Annotated in this window: 13 protein-coding genes; 3 read left to right on the plus strand and 10 right to left on the minus strand. The window is 72.9% G+C overall.

Features of this window, described 5'->3' with window-relative positions:
* On the minus strand, positions 1 to 577 hold a 577-nt coding region (locus FGF04_RS40045; protein WP_188114083.1), incomplete at its 3' end, for a TerD family protein.
* Positions 578 to 739: 162 nt separating this feature from the next.
* Positions 740 to 1,336: a M48 metallopeptidase family protein gene (locus FGF04_RS14025; RefSeq protein ID WP_149511633.1), complete on the minus strand. Its 597-nt coding sequence runs from the start codon at positions 1,334 to 1,336 to the stop codon at positions 740 to 742.
* A gap of 210 nt (positions 1,337 to 1,546) precedes the next feature.
* Here FGF04_RS14025 and FGF04_RS14030 point away from each other — a divergent pair, with 210 nt between their 5' ends.
* Together FGF04_RS14030 and FGF04_RS14035 are read left to right on the plus strand one after the other, a co-directional pair.
* Positions 1,547 to 2,746, plus strand: coding sequence for a TOMM precursor leader peptide-binding protein (locus tag FGF04_RS14030; RefSeq protein WP_149511634.1), 1,200 nt, complete (start codon positions 1,547 to 1,549; stop codon positions 2,744 to 2,746).
* Positions 2,739 to 4,202, plus strand: coding sequence for an ABC1 kinase family protein (locus tag FGF04_RS14035; RefSeq protein WP_149511635.1), 1,464 nt, complete (start codon positions 2,739 to 2,741; stop codon positions 4,200 to 4,202). The genes FGF04_RS14030 and FGF04_RS14035 overlap by 8 nt, the downstream gene beginning before the upstream one ends.
* 103 nt (positions 4,203 to 4,305) lie before the next feature.
* Here FGF04_RS14035 and FGF04_RS14040 read toward each other — a convergent pair whose 3' ends face one another.
* The 4 genes from FGF04_RS14040 to FGF04_RS14055 all read right to left on the minus strand — a co-directional run bounded on the left by FGF04_RS14040 (position 4,306) and on the right by FGF04_RS14055 (position 7,880).
* On the minus strand, positions 4,306 to 4,629 hold the full coding sequence (locus FGF04_RS14040) for a hypothetical protein (RefSeq protein WP_149511636.1): 324 nt from the start codon (positions 4,627 to 4,629) through the stop codon (positions 4,306 to 4,308).
* On the minus strand, positions 4,626 to 4,994 hold the full coding sequence (locus FGF04_RS14045; RefSeq protein WP_149511637.1) for a WhiB family transcriptional regulator: 369 nt from the start codon (positions 4,992 to 4,994) through the stop codon (positions 4,626 to 4,628). The genes FGF04_RS14040 and FGF04_RS14045 overlap by 4 nt, the downstream gene beginning before the upstream one ends.
* Positions 4,995 to 5,167: 173 nt before the next feature.
* Positions 5,168 to 5,482, minus strand: coding sequence for a hypothetical protein (locus tag FGF04_RS14050; protein WP_149511638.1), 315 nt, complete (start codon positions 5,480 to 5,482; stop codon positions 5,168 to 5,170).
* A 166-nt stretch (positions 5,483 to 5,648) separates the two neighbouring features.
* Positions 5,649 to 7,880 carry an ATP-dependent DNA helicase UvrD2 gene (locus tag FGF04_RS14055; RefSeq protein ID WP_328596293.1) on the minus strand — a complete coding sequence of 744 codons (2,232 nt, stop codon included), beginning with the start codon at positions 7,878 to 7,880 and terminating at the stop codon, positions 5,649 to 5,651.
* A gap of 339 nt (positions 7,881 to 8,219) precedes the next feature.
* Between FGF04_RS14055 and FGF04_RS14065 the strand changes: the two genes are divergently transcribed.
* Positions 8,220 to 8,462: a mycoredoxin gene (locus tag FGF04_RS14065; RefSeq protein ID WP_149511639.1), complete on the plus strand. Its 243-nt coding sequence runs from the start codon at positions 8,220 to 8,222 to the stop codon at positions 8,460 to 8,462.
* Positions 8,463 to 8,505: 43 nt separating this feature from the next.
* On the opposite strand, the gene nudC is transcribed toward FGF04_RS14065, so the two are convergent.
* From nudC to FGF04_RS14085, 4 genes are all read right to left on the minus strand, one after another.
* Positions 8,506 to 9,453, minus strand: coding sequence for an NAD(+) diphosphatase (gene nudC / locus FGF04_RS14070; protein ID WP_188114084.1), 948 nt, complete (start codon positions 9,451 to 9,453; stop codon positions 8,506 to 8,508).
* Between the two features lie 85 nt (positions 9,454 to 9,538).
* The gene (locus tag FGF04_RS14075) at positions 9,539 to 10,942 is read right to left on the minus strand and encodes a dipeptidase (RefSeq protein ID WP_149511640.1); all 1,404 of its coding nucleotides are present in this window, start codon (positions 10,940 to 10,942) and stop codon (positions 9,539 to 9,541) included.
* Between the two features lie 10 nt (positions 10,943 to 10,952).
* Positions 10,953 to 14,267: an ATP-dependent DNA helicase gene (locus tag FGF04_RS14080; RefSeq protein WP_149511641.1), complete on the minus strand. Its 3,315-nt coding sequence runs from the start codon at positions 14,265 to 14,267 to the stop codon at positions 10,953 to 10,955.
* 233 nt (positions 14,268 to 14,500) lie between these two features.
* Positions 14,501 to 17,992, minus strand: coding sequence for an ATP-dependent helicase (locus FGF04_RS14085; protein WP_149511642.1), 3,492 nt, complete (start codon positions 17,990 to 17,992; stop codon positions 14,501 to 14,503).
* Between the last annotated feature and the right edge of the window lie 122 nt (positions 17,993 to 18,114).

The raw sequence follows: 18,114 nt of genomic DNA on the forward strand, positions 1-18,114 counted from the left end.
GCGCGAACGACGGGGCGCCGGTCTGCGGCGCGGGAGCGGCGGGCTCCTCCTCGGCGACCTCGCCGCCGAAGTTCTTCAGGAGCGCGTCGAGTCCGCCGTCGAAACCCTGTCCGACCGCGGCGAACCGCCAGACGTCCTTGAGGTAGAAGTCGCCCAGCATCACGGCGCGCTCGGTGGAGAACTCGGCGCCGGTGAAGGAGTACCGGGCCACCTCCTCGCCGCCCGCCACGATACGGATGTATCCGGAAGCGATCTGGGACATCTGTCCCGCGCCGTCGACGGTCGCCGTGAACGACAGCTTCTGGATCTGTGGCGGGATCTTGTCGAGGGTGACGCGGAAGGACTCCGTGTCGCCCGCCTGCGCACCGAGGAGCTGGACCGATTCCTCGGGGGTCTTCGGCTGGTTGAAGAAGACGAAGTACCGGTCGTCGGAGAGCTGTTCGTCGGCGTCCAGACCGAAGCAGCTGATGTCGAAGGTCAGCCCCGGACCGGTGATCTGCACGCCTACGTACAGATCGGTGCCCGCGGTGAGGTCACTGATCCTGGCCTTGTGGCCGCGTTGGAATTCCCTGGCCATGCGTAACGACCGTCCCCCATCCCGAAAACAAGTGCGTCGCGTCAGGCTAACGGCAAATTCCGGCCGTGGACGAGGCCGGTACACACCCGGTACAGAATCCGTGCCGCCGCACGTCCGGGCAGGCCGTCGCACGTCCGGGCGGGGTGCCGGCGCCGGCCGGCCTCACTCGCCGCGGGTGGTGGGCAGGTGGGGCAGCCGGTCGGCGGCGACCACCCCTTCGAGGTAGCCGCGGGCCCGCTCGGTGCGCGGGTAGGCCTCCAGGAGCCGCCAGAAGTCGGCCCCGTGGCCGGGCACGAGCAGATGCGCGAGCTCATGGGCGAGGACGTAGTCCACGACGTACTCGGGCATGCCCTGCAGGCGGTGCGAGAGGCGGATGCTGCCTTCGGCCGGGGTGCACGAGCCCCACCGGGTGTTCTGGTTGGTGACCCAGCGCACCGAGGCGGGCCGGGCCCGGCCGTCGAAGTACAGCTCGGAGAGGCGGGCGGCCCGCTCGGACAGTTCCGTGTCGCCGAGCACCCGCTTGCTCTCCTGGGCGGCGAGCTTGTCGAGCATGACCGTGACCCAGCGCTGCTCCTCCGCCTCGGACATCCTGGCGGGGATGAGCACGACGGTGCGGTCGCCCTCCCGGTACGCGGAGACCGTCCTGCGCCGTCGAGTGCTCCTGCGGACCTCGATCGGGCTCGCCCCCGAGCCGCCCGGCGGCTGGCTCGTCGTGCTGCGCGGTGGGCTTCCGGCGCTGTGCAGTGGGTCGGCGGGCACGCCCCGACGTTACCGGTTGTGCAGGGGGGAAGTCCCGTCTCCGGTACGCATCGATGCCGAACCGCGCCCCAGGGGCTCGATTCCTACGATGAACATCCACCGCCTGTGGACAACTTTCGGCACGCGCCGGGCAATGCGGGCATCCTGGCATTCGACCGGCGCAGCGGGACGAACCGCGCCGGTACCACGGGGACGTACGGGGGGCGCTTCATGCATCCGATGGTGAAACCCGCGCTGCGGCGCGGCTGGCGGGATCTGCGCACCGTGCAGTTCGGCATGGCGCCGGCGCACGCGATGGTGCTGGGCCCGATGGACACGGCGACGGGTGATTTCCTGGCCCTGCTGGACGGGACCCGCGGGCTGCCGCTGCTGCGCGACGAGGGCCGCCGCAGGGGACTGGCCGAGGGCCGCGTCGACGCACTGGTGGAGCGGCTGTCCCGGTCCGGGCTGTTGGACGACGCGACGGGGGGCGGCCCGGCCGCCGACGCCCTGCGCGCGAGACCGGCGGAGCTGGACCGGCTGCGGCCGGACGCCGCCGCGCTCTCCCTCGTCGCCCCCGGGCCCGGCGAGGCGATGCGCCGGCTCGCGGCCCGGCGGTCGCTGCGCGTGCAGGTACGGGGCGCGGGCCGGGTCGGAGCCGTCCTGGCCTCGGTGCTGGCGGGCGCGGGCGTGGGCCGGGTCGACGTCCAGGACGGCGGCTGCGTCGAGCCGTGGGACGTGGCGCCGGGCGGGCTGCCCGCGGAGTCCGTCGGCGAGCGCAGACAGGAGGCGGCGCGGCGCGCGGTGCGCTCAGCGGCGCTCGGCCGGCCGCCCCGCCGCGGCGCCGGCGGGTCCGGATCCGTTCCCGGACAGGACGACCCGGGTCTGTCCCTGGTGATCCTCGCGCCCCGGGACGGCCTCGCCGTCCACGCCCCCGACCCGGTCGCCTCGCAACCGTTGATCGACTCCGGTACGCCGCACCTGTTCGCCGGGGTCGTGGAGGGCACGGGGGTCGTCGGCCCCCTGGTCCTGCCCGGGGACACGGCCTGCGCGGGCTGCCTGGACCTCGGACGCGCCGACCGGGACCCGACCTGGCCCCGCCTGCTCGCGCAGTGGCGCTCCGGAGGTCCGCGCCGGGTGCCGGCGTGCGACCTGGCACTGGCGGTCACGGTCGCCGGGCTGGCCGCGGGGCACGCGACGACCTTCTTCGACGGCGGGTTACCGTCGAGTACAGGGGCTCGCTGGGAGATTTCCTCACCTGGTCTCGACTGGCACGCCCACCCGGTGTGGCAGCATCCCGCATGCCCCTGCGGGGCCGGGGAGAAGGTTGAGGGGGAGCAGACCTCCGACACCGAAGGGCCGCACGAGACAATGGTCGGGCAACAGCCGCATGCGGCACGGCTGTCCGGTACTTGGAGGGCGCATGTCTGATCTTCCCCGGAAGGCGGTCACCCGGACCGCCAAGCTCGCCGCGCTACCGCTCGGCTTCGCCGGGCGCGCGACCTGGGGACTGGGCAAACGGATCGGCGGGAAGTCCGCCGAGATCGTGGGCCGTGAGCTGCAGCAACGCACCGCCGACCAGCTGTTCAAGGTGCTCGGCGAGCTCAAGGGCGGCGCGATGAAGTTCGGGCAGGCCATGTCAGTCTTCGAGTCGGCGCTGCCCGAGGAGGTCGCCGGCCCGTACCGCGCGGCGCTCACGAAGCTCCAGGAGGCGGCCCCGCCGATGCCGACCCGCACGGTGCACGCCGTGCTGGCGGAGCGGCTCGGCGAGGACTGGCAGGACCTGTTCCTGGAGTTCCAGGACAAACCGGCCGCGGCGGCCTCCATCGGGCAGGTGCACCGGGCGGTCTGGCACGACGGCCGGGAGGTCGCGGTCAAGGTCCAGTACCCCGGCGCGGGTGAGGCCCTGCTGTCCGACCTGAACCAGCTGAGCCGTTTCTCCCGGCTGCTGGGACCGCTCATCCCGGGCATGGACATCAAGCCGCTCATCGCGGAACTGCGCGACCGGGTGTCCGAGGAGCTGGACTACGGGCTGGAGGCCCAGGCCCAGCAGGCGCATGCGGAGGAGTTCGCGGACGACCCGGACGTGTTCGTGCCGGCGGTGGTCCACCAGAGCGAGCAGGTCCTGGTGACGGAGTGGATCGACGGGACACCGCTGTCCGAGGTCATCACCGACGGCACCCCGGAGGAGCGCGACCGGGCGGGCCAGCTCCTCGCCCGCTTCCTCTTCTCCGGCCCGTCCCGCACGGGGCTGCTGCACGCCGACCCGCATCCGGGGAACTTCCGCCTCCTGCCGGACGACTCCGGGGACGCCGATGCCAAGGGCTCTGAGGATTCCGAGGACGCCGGGGACAGGAGCGGCTGGCGGCTGGGCGTCCTGGACTTCGGCACGGTGGACCGCCTGCCGGACGGCCTGCCGCCGACGATCGGTGCCTCGCTGCGCATGACCCTCGACGGCGAGGCCGAGGCGGTGCACGAGCTGCTGCGCGAGGAAGGCTTCATCAGGGAGTCGATAGACCTGGACCCGGACGCCGTCCTGGACTACCTGCTCCCCATCATCGAACCGGCCCAGGTGGACGAGTTCACCTTCAGCCGGAGCTGGATGCGCAACCAGGCGGCCCGGATCGCCGACATCCGCTCCCCCGCGCACCAGCTGGGCAAGCAGCTCAACCTGCCTCCGGCGTACCTGCTGATCCACCGGGTGACCCTGAGCACGATCGGCGTGCTCTGCCAGCTGGGAGCGACGGTACGGCTGCGGCAGGAGCTGGAGGACTGGCTTCCCGGCTTCCTGCCGGACGCGGAGGACCCGGACGCGGAGGGACCCGGCACCGAGGGCCCGGGCGCCGAGGACCTGGTGGACGAGGAAGGCTCCGCGGCCGGGGCGTGAGGCACGCACCGCGGGGGCCGGTCCGAGTGGACCGACCCCCGCGATCAGCGATGACGCGTGTGTGCCGACGGCACCTGTGTGCCTCCCGGCGACGGCACGAGTTCTACTGCATGACGGCCATGGCCAGGGCGCGGCGGGCGCGCAGCGACGCGCGCTCGGCCCGGCGCTGCATACGGCGGGCCGTCACCAGGCGCATGGCCCGGCGTTCCTGCTCGGCCTCGTGGATCCGCGCGTGCATATGCGCACGCGCGAGGGCTTCTGGGATGAGTTGCATCTCTCGGGTCCTGTTCTGACGCGAGTCGTTCGCGCCGGTGGAGGTGAAGTCTGGGGTCGCGGAGCCGGTGGGCTCGCCGGTGGACGGCTTCATCGGGGCCTGTTTCCTGGGGTCGTGCGTCAGGGGGTGGTCGATCGTTCCTGTGGTGTTCATGCCGTGACCGGGTTCTTGCGCGGGCGGCCACGCGGCCGCTTCCGGGCGACGACGACACCCTGGACGAAGAGCTCACCGCCCCAGACACCCCAGGGCTCACGCCGCTCCTTGGCGCCGGCGAGGCAGGCCTCCATCAGCGGGCAGGTGCGGCAGAGGGACTTGGCGTACTCGACATCGGCCGGGGACTCGGCGAAGAAGACTTCCGGGTCGTAGGAACGGCAGGGGACGGGTACGCCGAGGTTCTCGATGGCGTCGTCGAGCGCGGTCAGCGCAGTGAGCGGGATCAAGGTGGGGTCCTCCGTGGAACCGGGCGGGGTGATCGTTTCGGAAGGCGGTACGGACGGGGCGTGCGCTTCGAGTTGCACGGCTGGTCTTCCTCGTCTGGTCGTGCCGGCCGGTTGGCCGGTTGGCGGCTGGTACCGGGTTTTCTGTTGTCCCGAGGCCCCTTCACTCCGCCGTCCCCGTTCGGGGAAAAACAGAAGGGCCGCGGATCCCGGGTGGGGTTCCGCGGCCCTGAAGGCGCCGGCCTGATCGTCGATCAGGCTGGATCACTCCAGGGGTCAGGCCCACGGAAGGCCCACATCGTGTGGTGCGTCTGCTGGTGCGCTCCGGCACCGGTGGCGGCAAAGGCATAGGCCTGCGCCTGTGCCTCTACTGCTTCCAGTGCCTTCATCGGTCGCTCATTGCGCTCGCGAACAGGGAGTGCCGCGAGAGACAGGGAGGACGCCGGCCGGATGGCAGCGATGCCGGACAGACCGGTGCCCAGGTTCGAGAAGCCGGGCAGGCAGGCGGAGGCGACCGAGCGATCGGTCATTTTGGCGGTGCTGGCGGAGCTGGTGGTGATGCTGATCACTGGAATCGCCTCCTCTCGGCGTCTCGGGGGACCGGGCGAGCCGGTCCTTCGGTTGTCGTCAAGTACAGCATGGAACCGGGGCCTTCGAGAAGGCCGCCGTTTCGGTGCTTTAGAACCTATGGGGATTGCCGGGGCATGCGCAAACTATTTTCTCGACGAGTTTGAATCATTCCTCGTCCTGGCCGGTCTCAAGCTCCTGACCTGCACAGATGGCAAGTACGTCGGCTCCGTAGCGGTTGAGCTTGCGGGTACGGACGCCGGGGATGCGGGCCAGCTCAACCGGAGTGGAAGGCACCGCTTCCGCTATGGCCATCAGTGTCTTGTCCGTGAAGACGCAGAAATCGGGCTGTCCGCTGCGCTCGGCCTGGACCGCCCGCCAGTCCCGCAGCCGCTCGTAGAGCCCTTCGTCCATGTCGGAGGGGCAGTCCTCGCAGCGCATCAGCTTCATCTCACCGGCGTCGCTGAGGGTGCGGCCGCAGACCCGGCAGCGGGCCGGGGTGCGGCTGGTCCGGCGGACCTCGCCGGGGGCGCCGGCCTGCGCCCCGCGCTCGATGCCGCCCGCGCCGCCGGGACCGACGGCGCCCCGGCGGCCCGCGGTGGCGACGGAACCGGGCCGCAGTCCGTCGAGGAAGCGGCTGGGCCGCCGGTTGGGCCGGCCGCCGGGTGAGCGGGACTGCGACCAGGAGAGGGCGAGGTGCTCCCTGGCCCGGGTGACGCCGACGTAGAGGAGACGGCGCTCCTCCTCGATCTGGTCGTCGGTCTTCGCGTAGGAGATCGGCATCATGCCCTCGGCGACGCCGACCAGGAAGACGACGTCCCACTCCAGGCCCTTGGCGGAGTGCAGGGAGGCGAGGGTCACGCCCTGGACGGTCGGGGCGTGCTGGGCCCCGGCGCGCTCCTGCAGTTCGGCGACGAGGTCGCCGAGGGTGGCGTCGGCCTTGGCGGCGGCGAAATCCTGGGCCAGGTTGGCGAGGGCGGCCAGGGACTCCCAGCGCTCCCTGACCGCTCCGGAGCCCGCCGGCGGCTGGTGGGTCCAGCCGTCCCCGGAGAGGACGGCCCGTACCTGCGAGGGCAGGTCGGGGGCGTCGTCCAGGAGCGCGTCGTTGCCCCCGAAGCGGGCCGCCCCGCGCAGGGCGTGGATGGCCCGCTTGACCTCGGGCCGTTCGAAGAAGCGCTCGGCCCCGCGCAGCTGGTAGGGCACTCCGGCGTCGGCGAGGGCCTGTTCGTAGATCTCCGACTGCGCGTTCGTGCGGAAAAGGATCGCGATCTCGCTCGCGGGGGTGCCGGAGGCGATGAGGTCGCGGATGCGGCGGGCGGCACCCTCGGCCTCGGCGGGCTCGTCGGTGTACTCGGTGTAGACCGGCTCGGGGCCCGCGGTGCGCTGGGAGATCAGTTCCAGCCGGTGGTCGGCCGCGCGGCCGCGGGCCTGGGCGAGCAGACCGTTGGCGAGGTGCACCACCTGGGGGGTGGAGCGGTAGTCGCGGACCAGCTTGACGACCGTGGCGCCGGGGTGGCGGGTGCGGAAGTCGAGGAGGTGGTCGGGGGTCGCGCCGGTGAAGGAGTAGATGGTCTGGCTGGCGTCGCCGACGACGCAGAGGCTGTCGCGCTCGCCGAGCCACAGCTCCAGCAGGCGCTGCTGCAGGGGGCTGACGTCCTGGTACTCGTCGACCACGAAGTGCTGGTACTGGGCGCGGACCGCCTCGGCGACGTCGTGCTGGTCCTGGAGGATGGCGACGGTCAGCAGCAGGACGTCCTCGAAGTCGATGACGCCGCGGTCGCGCTTGAGGTCCTCGTAGGCGGAGTAGAGCTGGGCGATCTCGGCGCGGTCACGGGGCGCCTCCCGTCCGGCCTTGACCGCCGCCGCTGCGTAGTCGGCGGGGACGGTCTGGGTGACCTTGGACCATTCGATCTCGCCCGTGACGTCCCGCAGCTCGCCGCGGTCGAGGCGGATGCGGCAGGCGGCCGCGGCGTCGGCGACGAGCTGGATCTTGCGGTCGACGATCCGGGGCAGGCTGCCACCGACGGCTTTCGGCCAGAAGTACTGGAGCTGGCGCAGCGCGGCGGAGTGGAAGGTGCGGGCCTGGACCCCGGAAGCGCCGAGCTGGCGCAGACGGCCGCGCATCTCGCCCGCGGCGCGGTTGGTGAAGGTGACGGCGAGCACGCTGGAGGGCTGCAGGATGCCGGCCCGCACCCCGTAGGCGATGCGGTGGGTGATGGCGCGGGTCTTGCCGGTGCCGGCCCCCGCGAGCACGCACACCGGCCCGTGCAGGGCGGTGGCGACCTCGCGCTGCTCGGGGTCGAGCCCTTCCAGGACCGCGTCGGCCCCGCTCGGTACGGCCGAGTACGGGGAGCCGTGCGGGTCCTGCGGGAAGAGGGTGGAGTGCGTTGCTGCTGTCACCCCGCCATGCTGCCAGGTCGGCGGAGACGGGTGCGCCGGTTGTCCACAGGGGCACGCCTCCAGTCGTACTAATGCGGCAGTCGCCGGCGGCTGCCGCGGTGGTCGCCGAGGGGGGCTGGCGCGGCGTTCACCGGGTACCGGTCCCGGTGGCGTGCCGGCTGCGCCGTCCGGTGTCCCGGTGTTCCCGGTGCGCCCGGTGCGCCCGGTGCGCCCGGTGCGCCCGGTGCACCCTGGTGCACAGGGAGACGGCAGCCCGGTACGTACGGGAATGGCAGCCAGGTGGCGTACGTTCCCTCCACAGCGAACACGTACCTCCCTCAGCGAAGGAGCACGAGAGACATGCCGGGCACCGTGACGATGTACAGCACCACGTGGTGTGGCTACTGCCGTCGGCTGAAGAGCCAGATGGACCGCGAGGGCATCACGTACGAGGAGGTCAACATCGAACTGGACCCGCAGTCCGCGGCGTTCGTGGAGAAGGCGAACGGCGGGAACCAGACGGTCCCCACCGTCCTCTTCCCGGACGGTTCGACGCTGACGAACCCTTCGCTCGCGCAGGTCAAGCAGAAGATCGGCGCCTAGGGCCTGTCCGACAGGCAGGTGCCCCGGACGCCCGGTGGCCGCCTCAGGCGGCCACCTTGCGTGTCGGCAGGGGCTTGCCGTACCAGAGCTCGATCAGACGGGCCGCAATCGAGATGCCGTACGGAGGCAGGACCTCCCCGGACTCGAAGGCGGCCCGCAGGTCGTCCCGGGAGAACCAGCGGGCCTCCTCGATCTCCTCGCCGTCGACGTTGATCTCCGCCGAGGTGGCGCGCGCCATGAAGCCCAGCATGAGGCTGGAGGGGAAAGGCCAGGGCTGGCTGGCGACGTACTCGACCGCGCCGACGGTGATCCCCGCCTCCTCGAAGACCTCGCGGCGCACCGACTGCTCGATGGACTCGCCCGGCTCGACGAAACCGGCGAGCGTGGAGAACCGGCCCTCGGGCCAGTGCACCTGGCGGCCGAGCAGGAGACGGTCCTCGTTGTCCGTCACGGCCATGATCACGGCGGGGTCCGTGCGCGGGTAGTGCTCGGCGCCGCAGGCCGGGCAGCGCCGGATGTGGCCGGCCGCGGCGATCACCGTGCGCTCGCCGCAGCGGGAGCAGAAGCGGTGCAGCCGCTGCCAGTTCTCCAGGGCGACCGCGTGCACCATGAGGCCCGCGTCGCGCGGCGACAGGAGCAGCCCGGCCTCGCGCAGGCCGGCCGGCCGCGCGGACTGGTCCATGCGGCCGGGGAGGCTGTCCTTCTGGAGGGCGAAGTAGCTGACGCCGTCGTCGTCGGTGCCCAGGAAGTAGCGGTGCGCCTCGGTGAGGGGCGCTTCGAAGGACGGGGTCATGACGAGCTCGGTGGTGCCGTCGGGCGTCTCGTCGATGAGGACCTGGCCGCCGGAGACCACGAAGGCGCGGGTCGTGGGGTGGCTCCACGCCGCGGCGAGCCAGGCCTCGTCGAGCCGGTGGTGGGCGGCCCGGTCGATGCCGCTCGGGGCGGTGAGCGAGATGGGACGGTCGGCGGTGTGGTCGGTCCAGGTGGTCACGGGTGCTTCCAACTCCCCCGGTGAAACGGTTGTTTCGGTGGGCTGTTCAGCCGGTTGTACGGCAGGGCAGTGCGGCGGGGCCTCTTCAGTGTGCATCCCGCCGGTTCAGGGCCAGGTCACCCCACAGGTAGGCGGTGGTCTCGACGCCCTTGAGGAGGAGGTCGAGCTCGACCTTCTCGTTCGGGGCGTGCCAGCCGTCGGACGGCACCGAGATGCCGAGGAACAGCACGGGGGCGGCCAGGACGTCCTGGAGGTCCGCGGCGGGCCCTGATCCCCCCTCGCGGGTGAAGCGGATCTCCTTCTCGAAGGCGCGGCCCATGGCGCGGACGACGGACTGCAGGGCCGGGTGGTCGAGCGGGGTCAGGCACGGGCGGGTGGCCGCGCCGAAGGTGATCTCGTAGCGGATCCCGGCGGGCAGCCGTTCGGCGGCCCAGGCGCGCACGGCCTTCTCCACGTGGTCGGGGTCCTGTCCGGCGACGAGCCGGAAGGAGAGCTTCACCACGGCCGAGGACGGGACGATCGTCTTGCTGCCGGGGCCCTGGTAGCCGCCGCCGATGCCGTTGACCTCGGCGGTCGGGCGGGCCCAGATGCGCTCCAGGGTGGTGTGACCGCTCTCTCCGCGGGTGGCCGTGGACCGGGCGGTGCGCAGCCACTGCTCCTCGTCGAAGGGCAGCTCGGCGAAGAGCTTCCGCTCCCGGTCGGTGAGCTCGGTGACGCCTTCGTAGAAGCCGGGGACCGCCACGCGCGCGTGCTCGTCGTGCAGGGCGGCGACGAGGCGGGCGGCCTCGGTGGCCGGATTGGGCACGGCGCCGCCGAAGGAACCGGAGTGGATGTCCTGGTCGGGCCCGTACAGCCGGATCTCGCACTCGGCGAGGCCGCGCATGCCGGTGCAGACCGTGGGGGTGTCCTCGGACCACATGCCGGTGTCGGAGACGATCACCGCGTCGGCGGCCAGCCGGTCCCGGTGCGCCTCGACGAGGTCGCGGAAGTGCGGGGAGCCGGACTCCTCCTCGCCCTCGACGAGCAGCTTCAGGTGGACGGCGGGCGCGGTGCGGCCCGTGGCGGCGAGGTGGGCGCGGACGCCGAGTGTGTGGAAGAACACCTGCCCCTTGTCGTCGGCGGCCCCGCGCGCGTAAAGGCGGCCCTCGCGGACGACGGGCTCGAAGGGGTCGGTGTCCCAGCCGTCCTCGCGGGCGGCGGGCTGCACGTCGTGGTGGCCGTAGACCAGGACCGTCGGGGCCCCGGGGTCGTCGCTGGGCCATTCGGCGAAGACCGCGGGCGCGCCGGGGGTCGGCCAGACCTCGCAGGTCGGGAAGCCCGTCTCCTGCAGTTTGGCGGCGAGCCAGTCGGCGCTGCGCCGTACGTCCGCGGCGTGTTCGGGCTGCGCCGAGACGGACGGGATGCGCAGCCATTCGGCGAGGTCGTCGAGGAAGGCTGCGCGGTGCTGCTCGATGTACGCGCGGACGGCGCTGTCCGGAGTCTTGCTCATGGTCACGAGCCTATCCGTCCACGCGCGCGCGGCGGCCCGGCGGTTCGTCGGGGACACCTTCGGGTGGTTCTTCCAGAAGGAGGCGTTCCAGCTCGGCACGGTCCGGCAGCGCCTCGGGGCGTACGACCTCGCCGCTGCGCACGTACAGGAAGGCCGCCCGGACGGATTCCAGCGGGATGCCGTGCTGCTCGGCCCAGGCGAGCCGGTAGAGGGCGAGCTGGAGCGGGTCGCCGGTGCGGGTGCGGCTGGTCTTCCAGTCGACGATCTCGTACGTCGCCGTGCCGCCCTCGCCGCCTTCCCCGTCCCCGTCTCCTTGCGCGGGCTCCTCCTTGTAGACCGCGTCGATGCGGCCCCGTACGACACGCCCGGCGATGGCGAGCTGGAAGGGCGCCTCGACCCGATAGGGCGTGCGGTGGGCGTAGGGGGTGCGCTCGAAGGCGTTCTTCAGCGCCTCCAGATCGCGTTCGTCGGCGATCTCGGCCTCGCTGCCGGGCAGCTCCTCCGGCCCGAGCATGGGGAGCGTCAGCTCCTCGAAGCGGGCTTCGACCCAGGCGTGGAAGCGGGTGTCGGGGGCCGGGGCGGGACGTGGCACGCGCGGGCGGTCCGCCGTCCACGCGTCCCAGTCGTCCGGGGCCCCGTCCGCGGGATCGCCCTCTTCGTAAGGAGGCTCGTCGTAGGGAGGATCGTCGTGGGATTGCTCGTCGTAAGGGAGCTCGTCGTACGGAGGCTCGTCCTCCTCCGGTTCCGGCGGGGGCGGCCAGTCCGGGTCGTCGTAGGGGCCCGGGTCCCCGGCGGCCGAGGGGTGGGCGCTGTCGTGGGAGTGTCCCGACTCCAGGTGGGCCAGCACCGTCCGGGCGGCCTCCCGGCGGCGGGCGGTCGCCGCGTCGTCGAGCGGGAGCGGCCAGGCGTGGTCGCCGCCCGCCGCCAGCAGCGCGGGGTTCTCCTCGCCCTCCTCCGGCTCGTCCGCCCAGGCCTCGATCTCGCCGTACCCCGCCGCGCAGTGCTCGTACAGGGCGTGCAGGAAGTCGGAGGGGCCGCGGGGCTTCTTCTGCGAGGGCCCCCACCAGTGGCCGGAGCCGAGCAGCAGGGAGCGGGGGCGGGTGAACGTGACGTAGCCCAGACGCAGTTCCTCGGTGTGCTGGTGGTCCTTCATGGCCTCGTGGAAGGCCTTCATGCCGCGGGAGTCCCAGGCGTCGACGTCCGGCAGGGTGTCGGCGTCGCCGCGCAGCTCGTGCGGGAGGACCTTGCCCTGGGCGGTCCACCGCTCACGCCCCTGACCGCTGGGGAAGGTGCCGGTGACGAGCCCCGGGACCACGACGACGTCCCACTCCAGACCCTTGGACTTGTGCGCGGTGAGCACCTTGACGGTGTTCTCGCCGCCCGGCAGCGCGTTGTCGAGGCCCTTCTCGTACTGGGCGGCGGTGCGCAGGAAGCCGAGGAAGGCGAGGAGGCTCGCCTCGCCCTCGTTGGCGGCGAAGGAGGCGGCGATGTCCAGGAAGTTGGACAGGGTCTCGCGGCGGCGGGCGGCCAGCGCGTGCGGGGACGCGGAGAGCTCGACCTCCAGGCCGGTGGTGGCCAGCACCCGGTGCAGGACGTCCATGAGCGGGTCGGCGAGCGAGCGGCGCAGGTCGCGCAGTTCGGTGGCGAGGCGCGCGAACCGCACGCGGGCGTCGGCGGAGAACGGCAGCCCGTCGTCGTCCCCGTCGCCGCCGAACGGTGTCTCCACGAACGTGTCGAGCGCGTCCGCCAGCGAGATGACCTCGGCCGGGTCGACCCCCTCGACGGCGGCGGCGAGCCGCAGGTCCGGGTCGTCGCCGGCCTCCACGCGCGCGTGCGACACGAGCCGCCTGGCCCGGCGTCCCAGGAGGGCCAGGTCGCGGGGGCCGATGCGCCAGCGCGGGCCGGTGAGCAGCCGCACCAGTGAGGCGTTGGCGCCGGGGTCCTGGAGGACCTCGCAGACGGCGACCAGGTCGGCGACCTCGGGCAGGTGCAGCAGCCCGGCCAGGCCCACGACCTCGACGGGGACGTCGCGGGCGACGAGCGCGCTCTGGATCTCGGCGAAGTCGCCCGCGGTACGGCACAGGACGGCGATCTCCCCGGGCGCCTTCCCGGTGCGGACGAGATGGGCGACGGAGTCGGCCAGCCAGTCCATCTCCTCCGCGTGTGTGCGCAGCAGGGCGCAGCGCACCGTGCCGTCGCGCTCGGCGCCGGGTGCCGGGCGCAGGGCCTCCACGCCCGCGTGCATGGCGCGCAGGGGCTCCGCCAGGTCGTTGGCGAGGTCGAGGAGGCGCCCGCCGCTGCGGCGGTTCTCGCTCAGCGACTGGCGGGTCGCGGGACGGCCGTCGGCGTGCGCGAAGTGCTCGGGGAAGTCGTCGAGGTTGGCCACGGAGGCGCCGCGCCAGCCGTAGATGGCCTGGCAGGGGTCCCCGACGGCGGTCACCGGGTGGCCCGTGCCGGCGCCGAACAGCCCCGCCAGCAGGATGCGCTGGGCCACGGACGTGTCCTGGTACTCGTCGAGGAGGACCACCCGGAACTCGTCGCGCAGGATGCCGCCGACCTCGGGGCGGGTGCGGGCCAGGGTCGCCGAGAGGGCGATCTGGTCGCCGAAGTCGAGGAGGTCTCGCTCGCGTTTGGCCGCCCGGTAGCGGCTCACCAGCTCGGTCAGTTCACGCCGGGCGGCGGCCGCCTCGGGGACCTTGCGCAGCTCGGCGTTGGTGAGTTCGGCGCCTTCGAGGTCGCTCAGCAGACGGGCGTCGTACGCGCGCAGTTCCTCGGGGCGCACGAGGTGTTCGGCGAGTTCCGAGTCGAGGGTCAGGAGGTCGCCGACCAGGTCGGGGAAGGAGCGGGTGAGCGCGGGGTAGGGGCCCGGTGCCTCGCGCAGGACGCGGGCGGCGAGCTGGTAGCGCGTCGCGTCGGCGAGGAGGCGCGCGGTGGGTTCGAGCCCGATGCGCAGCCCGTGGTCGGTCAACAGCCGTCCGGCGAAGGCGTGGTACGTCGAGATCACCGGCTCGCCCGGCGGGTTGTCCGGGTCGATCACGTCCGGGTCCGTCACCCCGGCCCTGACCAGTGCCTTGCGTACGCGCTCGGCGAGTTCGCCCGCCGCCTTGTTGGTGAAGGTCAGGCCGAGGACCTGCTCGGGGGCCACCTGTCCGGTGCCGACCAGCCACACCACGCGCGCGGCCATCACCGTCGTCTTGCCGGAACCGGCTCCGGCCACGATCACCTGCGGGGCGGGCGGTGCGGTGATGCAGGCCGTCTGCTCCGGGGTGAACGGGATGCCCAGGAGTTCCTTGAGCTGCTCGGGGTCGGAGATACGGGCTTGCACGTCAGAGAGGCTATCCGTGCCCGCCGACAGTCGGTGCCGATTCGGCGGCGGGGACGAAGGATGCGCAGGTCAGCACGTGTGGTGCCATATGTCACTTCTCGTACTCCGGGTGTACGCCGCGCAGTTCGCGCATATCGCGCGCTTCGTGCGAGTAGTCCGAGTGGCGTGAGTAGTACGAGTAGTGCGCTTTGTGCGGCTCGCGCGCTTTGCGTCAAGGGCCGGGGCCGCGGTCGTCACTCGACCACGTGGCGTCCCTCCGGGCGGGCGCTGCACGAGGCCCGGAACGCGCAGTGGGCGCAGTGCTGGCCCGCCGACGGCGTGAACCGTTCGTCGAGGACCTTGCCCGCGGCCGTGGCGAGCAGGTCGCCGACCCACTCCCCCGCCAGCGGCTCCTGCGCCTGCACCTTGGGCAGGGTCTCGCCGCCGTCCTTCTTGGGGGCGCCCTGGCGGAGCTGGACGAGCTCGGCGCCGCCCGGTTCGGGGCGTTCGCCGTCGAAGACCTCGTCCACGGCGCCCTCGCGGACCGCGAGCTGGTAGACGGCGAGCTGCGGGTGGTGGGTCACCTCGGCGGCGCTCGGCGCCTGTTTGCCGGTCTTGAAGTCGACCACGTAGGCGCGGCCGTCGGCGTCCCGCTCGACGCGGTCCATGGAGCCGCGGATGCGCACTTCGTAGGAGCCCGCTTCGAGAGTGACGTCGAAGTCGTGCTCGCTGGCCACCGGAGTGCGTGCGGCGCGGTCCATGACGTGCCACTTCAGGAAGCGTTCGAGCGCCACGCGCGCGTTCTCCTTCTCCTGCGCCGACTTCCACGGCGCGTCGAAGGCGAGCGCGTTCCAGACCGAGTCCAGGCGCTCCATGAGGACGGCGAGGTCGGCGGGGGTGCGGCCGGAGGCGACCTCGTCGGCCAGGACGTGCACCACGTTGCCGAAGCCCTGGGCGACGGTCGCCGGGGCGTCGGCCTTGACCTCGCGCCCTAGGAACCACTGCAGGGTGCAGGTGTTGGCGAGCTGGTCCAGGGCGCTGCCGGAGAGCACGACGGGATGGTCGCGGTCGCGCAGCGGCACCTTGCTCTCGGTCGGTTCGTACATGCCCCACCAGCGGTAGGGGTGCGCGGACGGCACCAGGGGGCGGCCGTCCTCGTCGCCGAGCGCGGCGAGCGTGCCGAGGCGGCGGGCCGCGGCCTCCCTGAGGGCGTCCGAGACGCGGGGGTCGACCGTCGTGGCCCGGAGTTCGGCGACGAGTGCCGCAACGGAGAGCGGGCGGCGGGGACGGCTCGTTATGTCCTTGGGCTCGACGCCGAGTTCGGCGAGGAAGCGGGAGGGCTGGTCGCCGTCGTCGGCGGGGGCCTTCACCGCGGTGACGACGAGGCGTTCACGCGCACGCGTGGCGGCCACGTAGAACAGGCGGCGCTCTTCGGCGAGGAGCGCTCCGGGAGTGAGCGGCTCCGCGAGGCCGTCGCGTCCGATGCGGTCGGCCTCCAGGAGGGAGCCACGGCGGCGCAGGTCGGGCCACAGCCCCTCCTGGACGCCCGCGACGACCACGAGGCGCCACTCCAGGCCCTTGGAGCGGTGCGCGGTCATCAGGCGTACGGCGTCGGACCGCACGGCCCTTCGCGTGAGGGTGTCGGCGGCGATGTCCTGGGCGTCGATCTCCTCCAGGAAGTTGAGGGCGCCGCGGCCACCGACGCGCTCCTCGGCACGGGCGGCCGTCGCGAACAGCGCGCACACCGCGTCGAGATCGCGGTCCGCGTTGCGCCCGGCGGCTCCGCCGCGGCGGGCGGCCCGCTCCAGACGCTGCGGCCAGGGCGTGCCGTCCCAAAGCTCCCAGAGCGCCTCCTCGGCCGTGCCGCCCCCGGCCAGGCGCTCGCGTGCCTTGCGCAGGAGGGCGCCCAGACGCTGCGCCCCGCGCGCGTACGAGGGGTCGTGGGCGACCAGTCGCTCCGGTTCGGCCAGCGCCCGTGCCAGCAGTTCGTCGGAGGGCGGCGGCACGTGATTGCCCCCGGCGCGCTCCTCCTCGCGCAGGGCGCGGCCCAGGCGACGCAGATCGGCGGCGTCCATGGCGGCGAGGGGGGACGCGAGGAGGGTGAGCGCGGTCTCGACGTCGAGCCAGGGCTTCGCCGGGGCGGCGAGCTCCTCGGCGGCGGCGACGGTACCTGTGTCGGCGGCGGTATCGGTATCGGTGTCGACTTCAGTGTCGGTATCGGTATCGGCTTCGGTCTCTGCCTCGGCTCCGGCTTCGGCTGCTTCCGCCCCGTCGGCTTCGGCCTCGGCTGTTTCTGCCTCGTCAGCATCGGCCTCCCCGTCGGCCGGCGCCCCCTCCGGTGCCGTTTCTCCGAGTTCCGCCGCGGCCMCCGCCTTGAGCGCCGTCAACAGGGGCGCCACCGCCGGTTCATGACGCAGGGGCAGGTCGTCGCCGTCGATGTCGAGGGGGACGCCGGCCGCGGTGAGCGTGCGGCGGACGGTCGGGATGGTCCGGGCACCGGCCCGCACCAGGACGGCCATCTCGTTCCACGGGATGCCGTCCTCCAGATGCGCCCGGCGCAGGATGTCGGCGATGTTGTCCAGTTCCGTACCGGCGGTCGGGTACGTGTAGACCTCCACGTGACCGCCGTCCCGTACGGGGGCCAGCTCCCGGTGGGCGCGCACCTTCTCGGCCGGCAGGCGGGTCAGGGGCATGCGCCGGGTCAGCAGTCTGGTCGCGGCCAGCAGGTCACCGCCCGAACGGCGCGACGTGCGCAGGACCTCGACCGGCGCCGGGGTGCCGTCCACGCGCGGGAAGGCGTCCGGGAAGTCCAGGATGCCGTTCACGTCGGCGCCCCGGAACGCGTAGATCGACTGGTCGGGGTCGCCGAACGCCATCAGGGTGCGCCCGCCGCCCGCGAGCGCGTCCAGCAGGCGCAGCTGCGCCGGGTCGGTGTCCTGGTACTCGTCGACGAGGACCGCGTCGTACCGCTCGGCGAGCCGTTCGGCCACGCCCGGGCGCCGGGCCAACAGCACCGCGCGGTGCACCAGTTCCGCGTAGTCGAGCACTCCCTGCAGGTCGAGCACGTCGAGGTACTCGGCGAGGAAGGCGGAGGCCGCCAGCCAGTCGGGGCGGCCTATGCGCTGCGCGAAGGTCTTGAGGGCGTCGGGCCCGAGGCCCAGTTCCCGGCTGCGGGCGAGGACCGCGCGGACCTCGTCGGCGAAGCCGCGCGTCGTCAGGCAGGCACGCAGCTCGTCCGGCCAGCGCACGTGGGCGAGGCCGAGCCGCTCCAGGCCGGGCTGACCCGCGAGCAGTTCCCGTACCGCCACGTCCTGTTCGGGACCGGAGAGCAGCCGCATCGGCTCCACGAACAGGTCGCTGTCCTGGTGGGCCCGGACCAGGGCGTAGCAGAAGGAGTGGAACGTGGTCGCCTGCGGAGCGCGGGCGGCCCCTATGCGCAGCGCCATGCGGTCGCGCAGTTCCACGGCGGCCTTGCGGCTGAACGTCAGCACCAGGATCCGCTCCGGGTCCGCGCCGGCTGCGATCCTGGCCGCCACGGACTCGACAAGCGTGGTCGTCTTGCCCGTGCCCGGACCTGCGAGGACGAGCAGCGGACCGCTCCCATGGTCAACCACCGCACGCTGTGCCGCGTCCAGCACAGGGGGAGCCGTCCGGACCGGCGGGGTCCGCACCAGCCGGTGGGCGCCACGGCTCCCCTGCCGGCCCTGGGGGTGCGGCAGGCGCCTGGTGAAGGAAGAGGTGCTCACGTGGTTCGCCGGTCCTGGTGGGTGTGCTCGGGCTCGTCACGGTCGGCGCGGAACGCCGGCGTCACGGGGTCGTACGGTGCGGAATCGTGCGGGGCGGGGTCGTGGGGCAGGCAGTCGTGCGG

The sequence above is a fragment of the Streptomyces apricus genome (assembly GCF_008369065.1).
Lineage (GTDB): Bacteria > Actinomycetota > Actinomycetes > Streptomycetales > Streptomycetaceae > Streptomyces > Streptomyces apricus.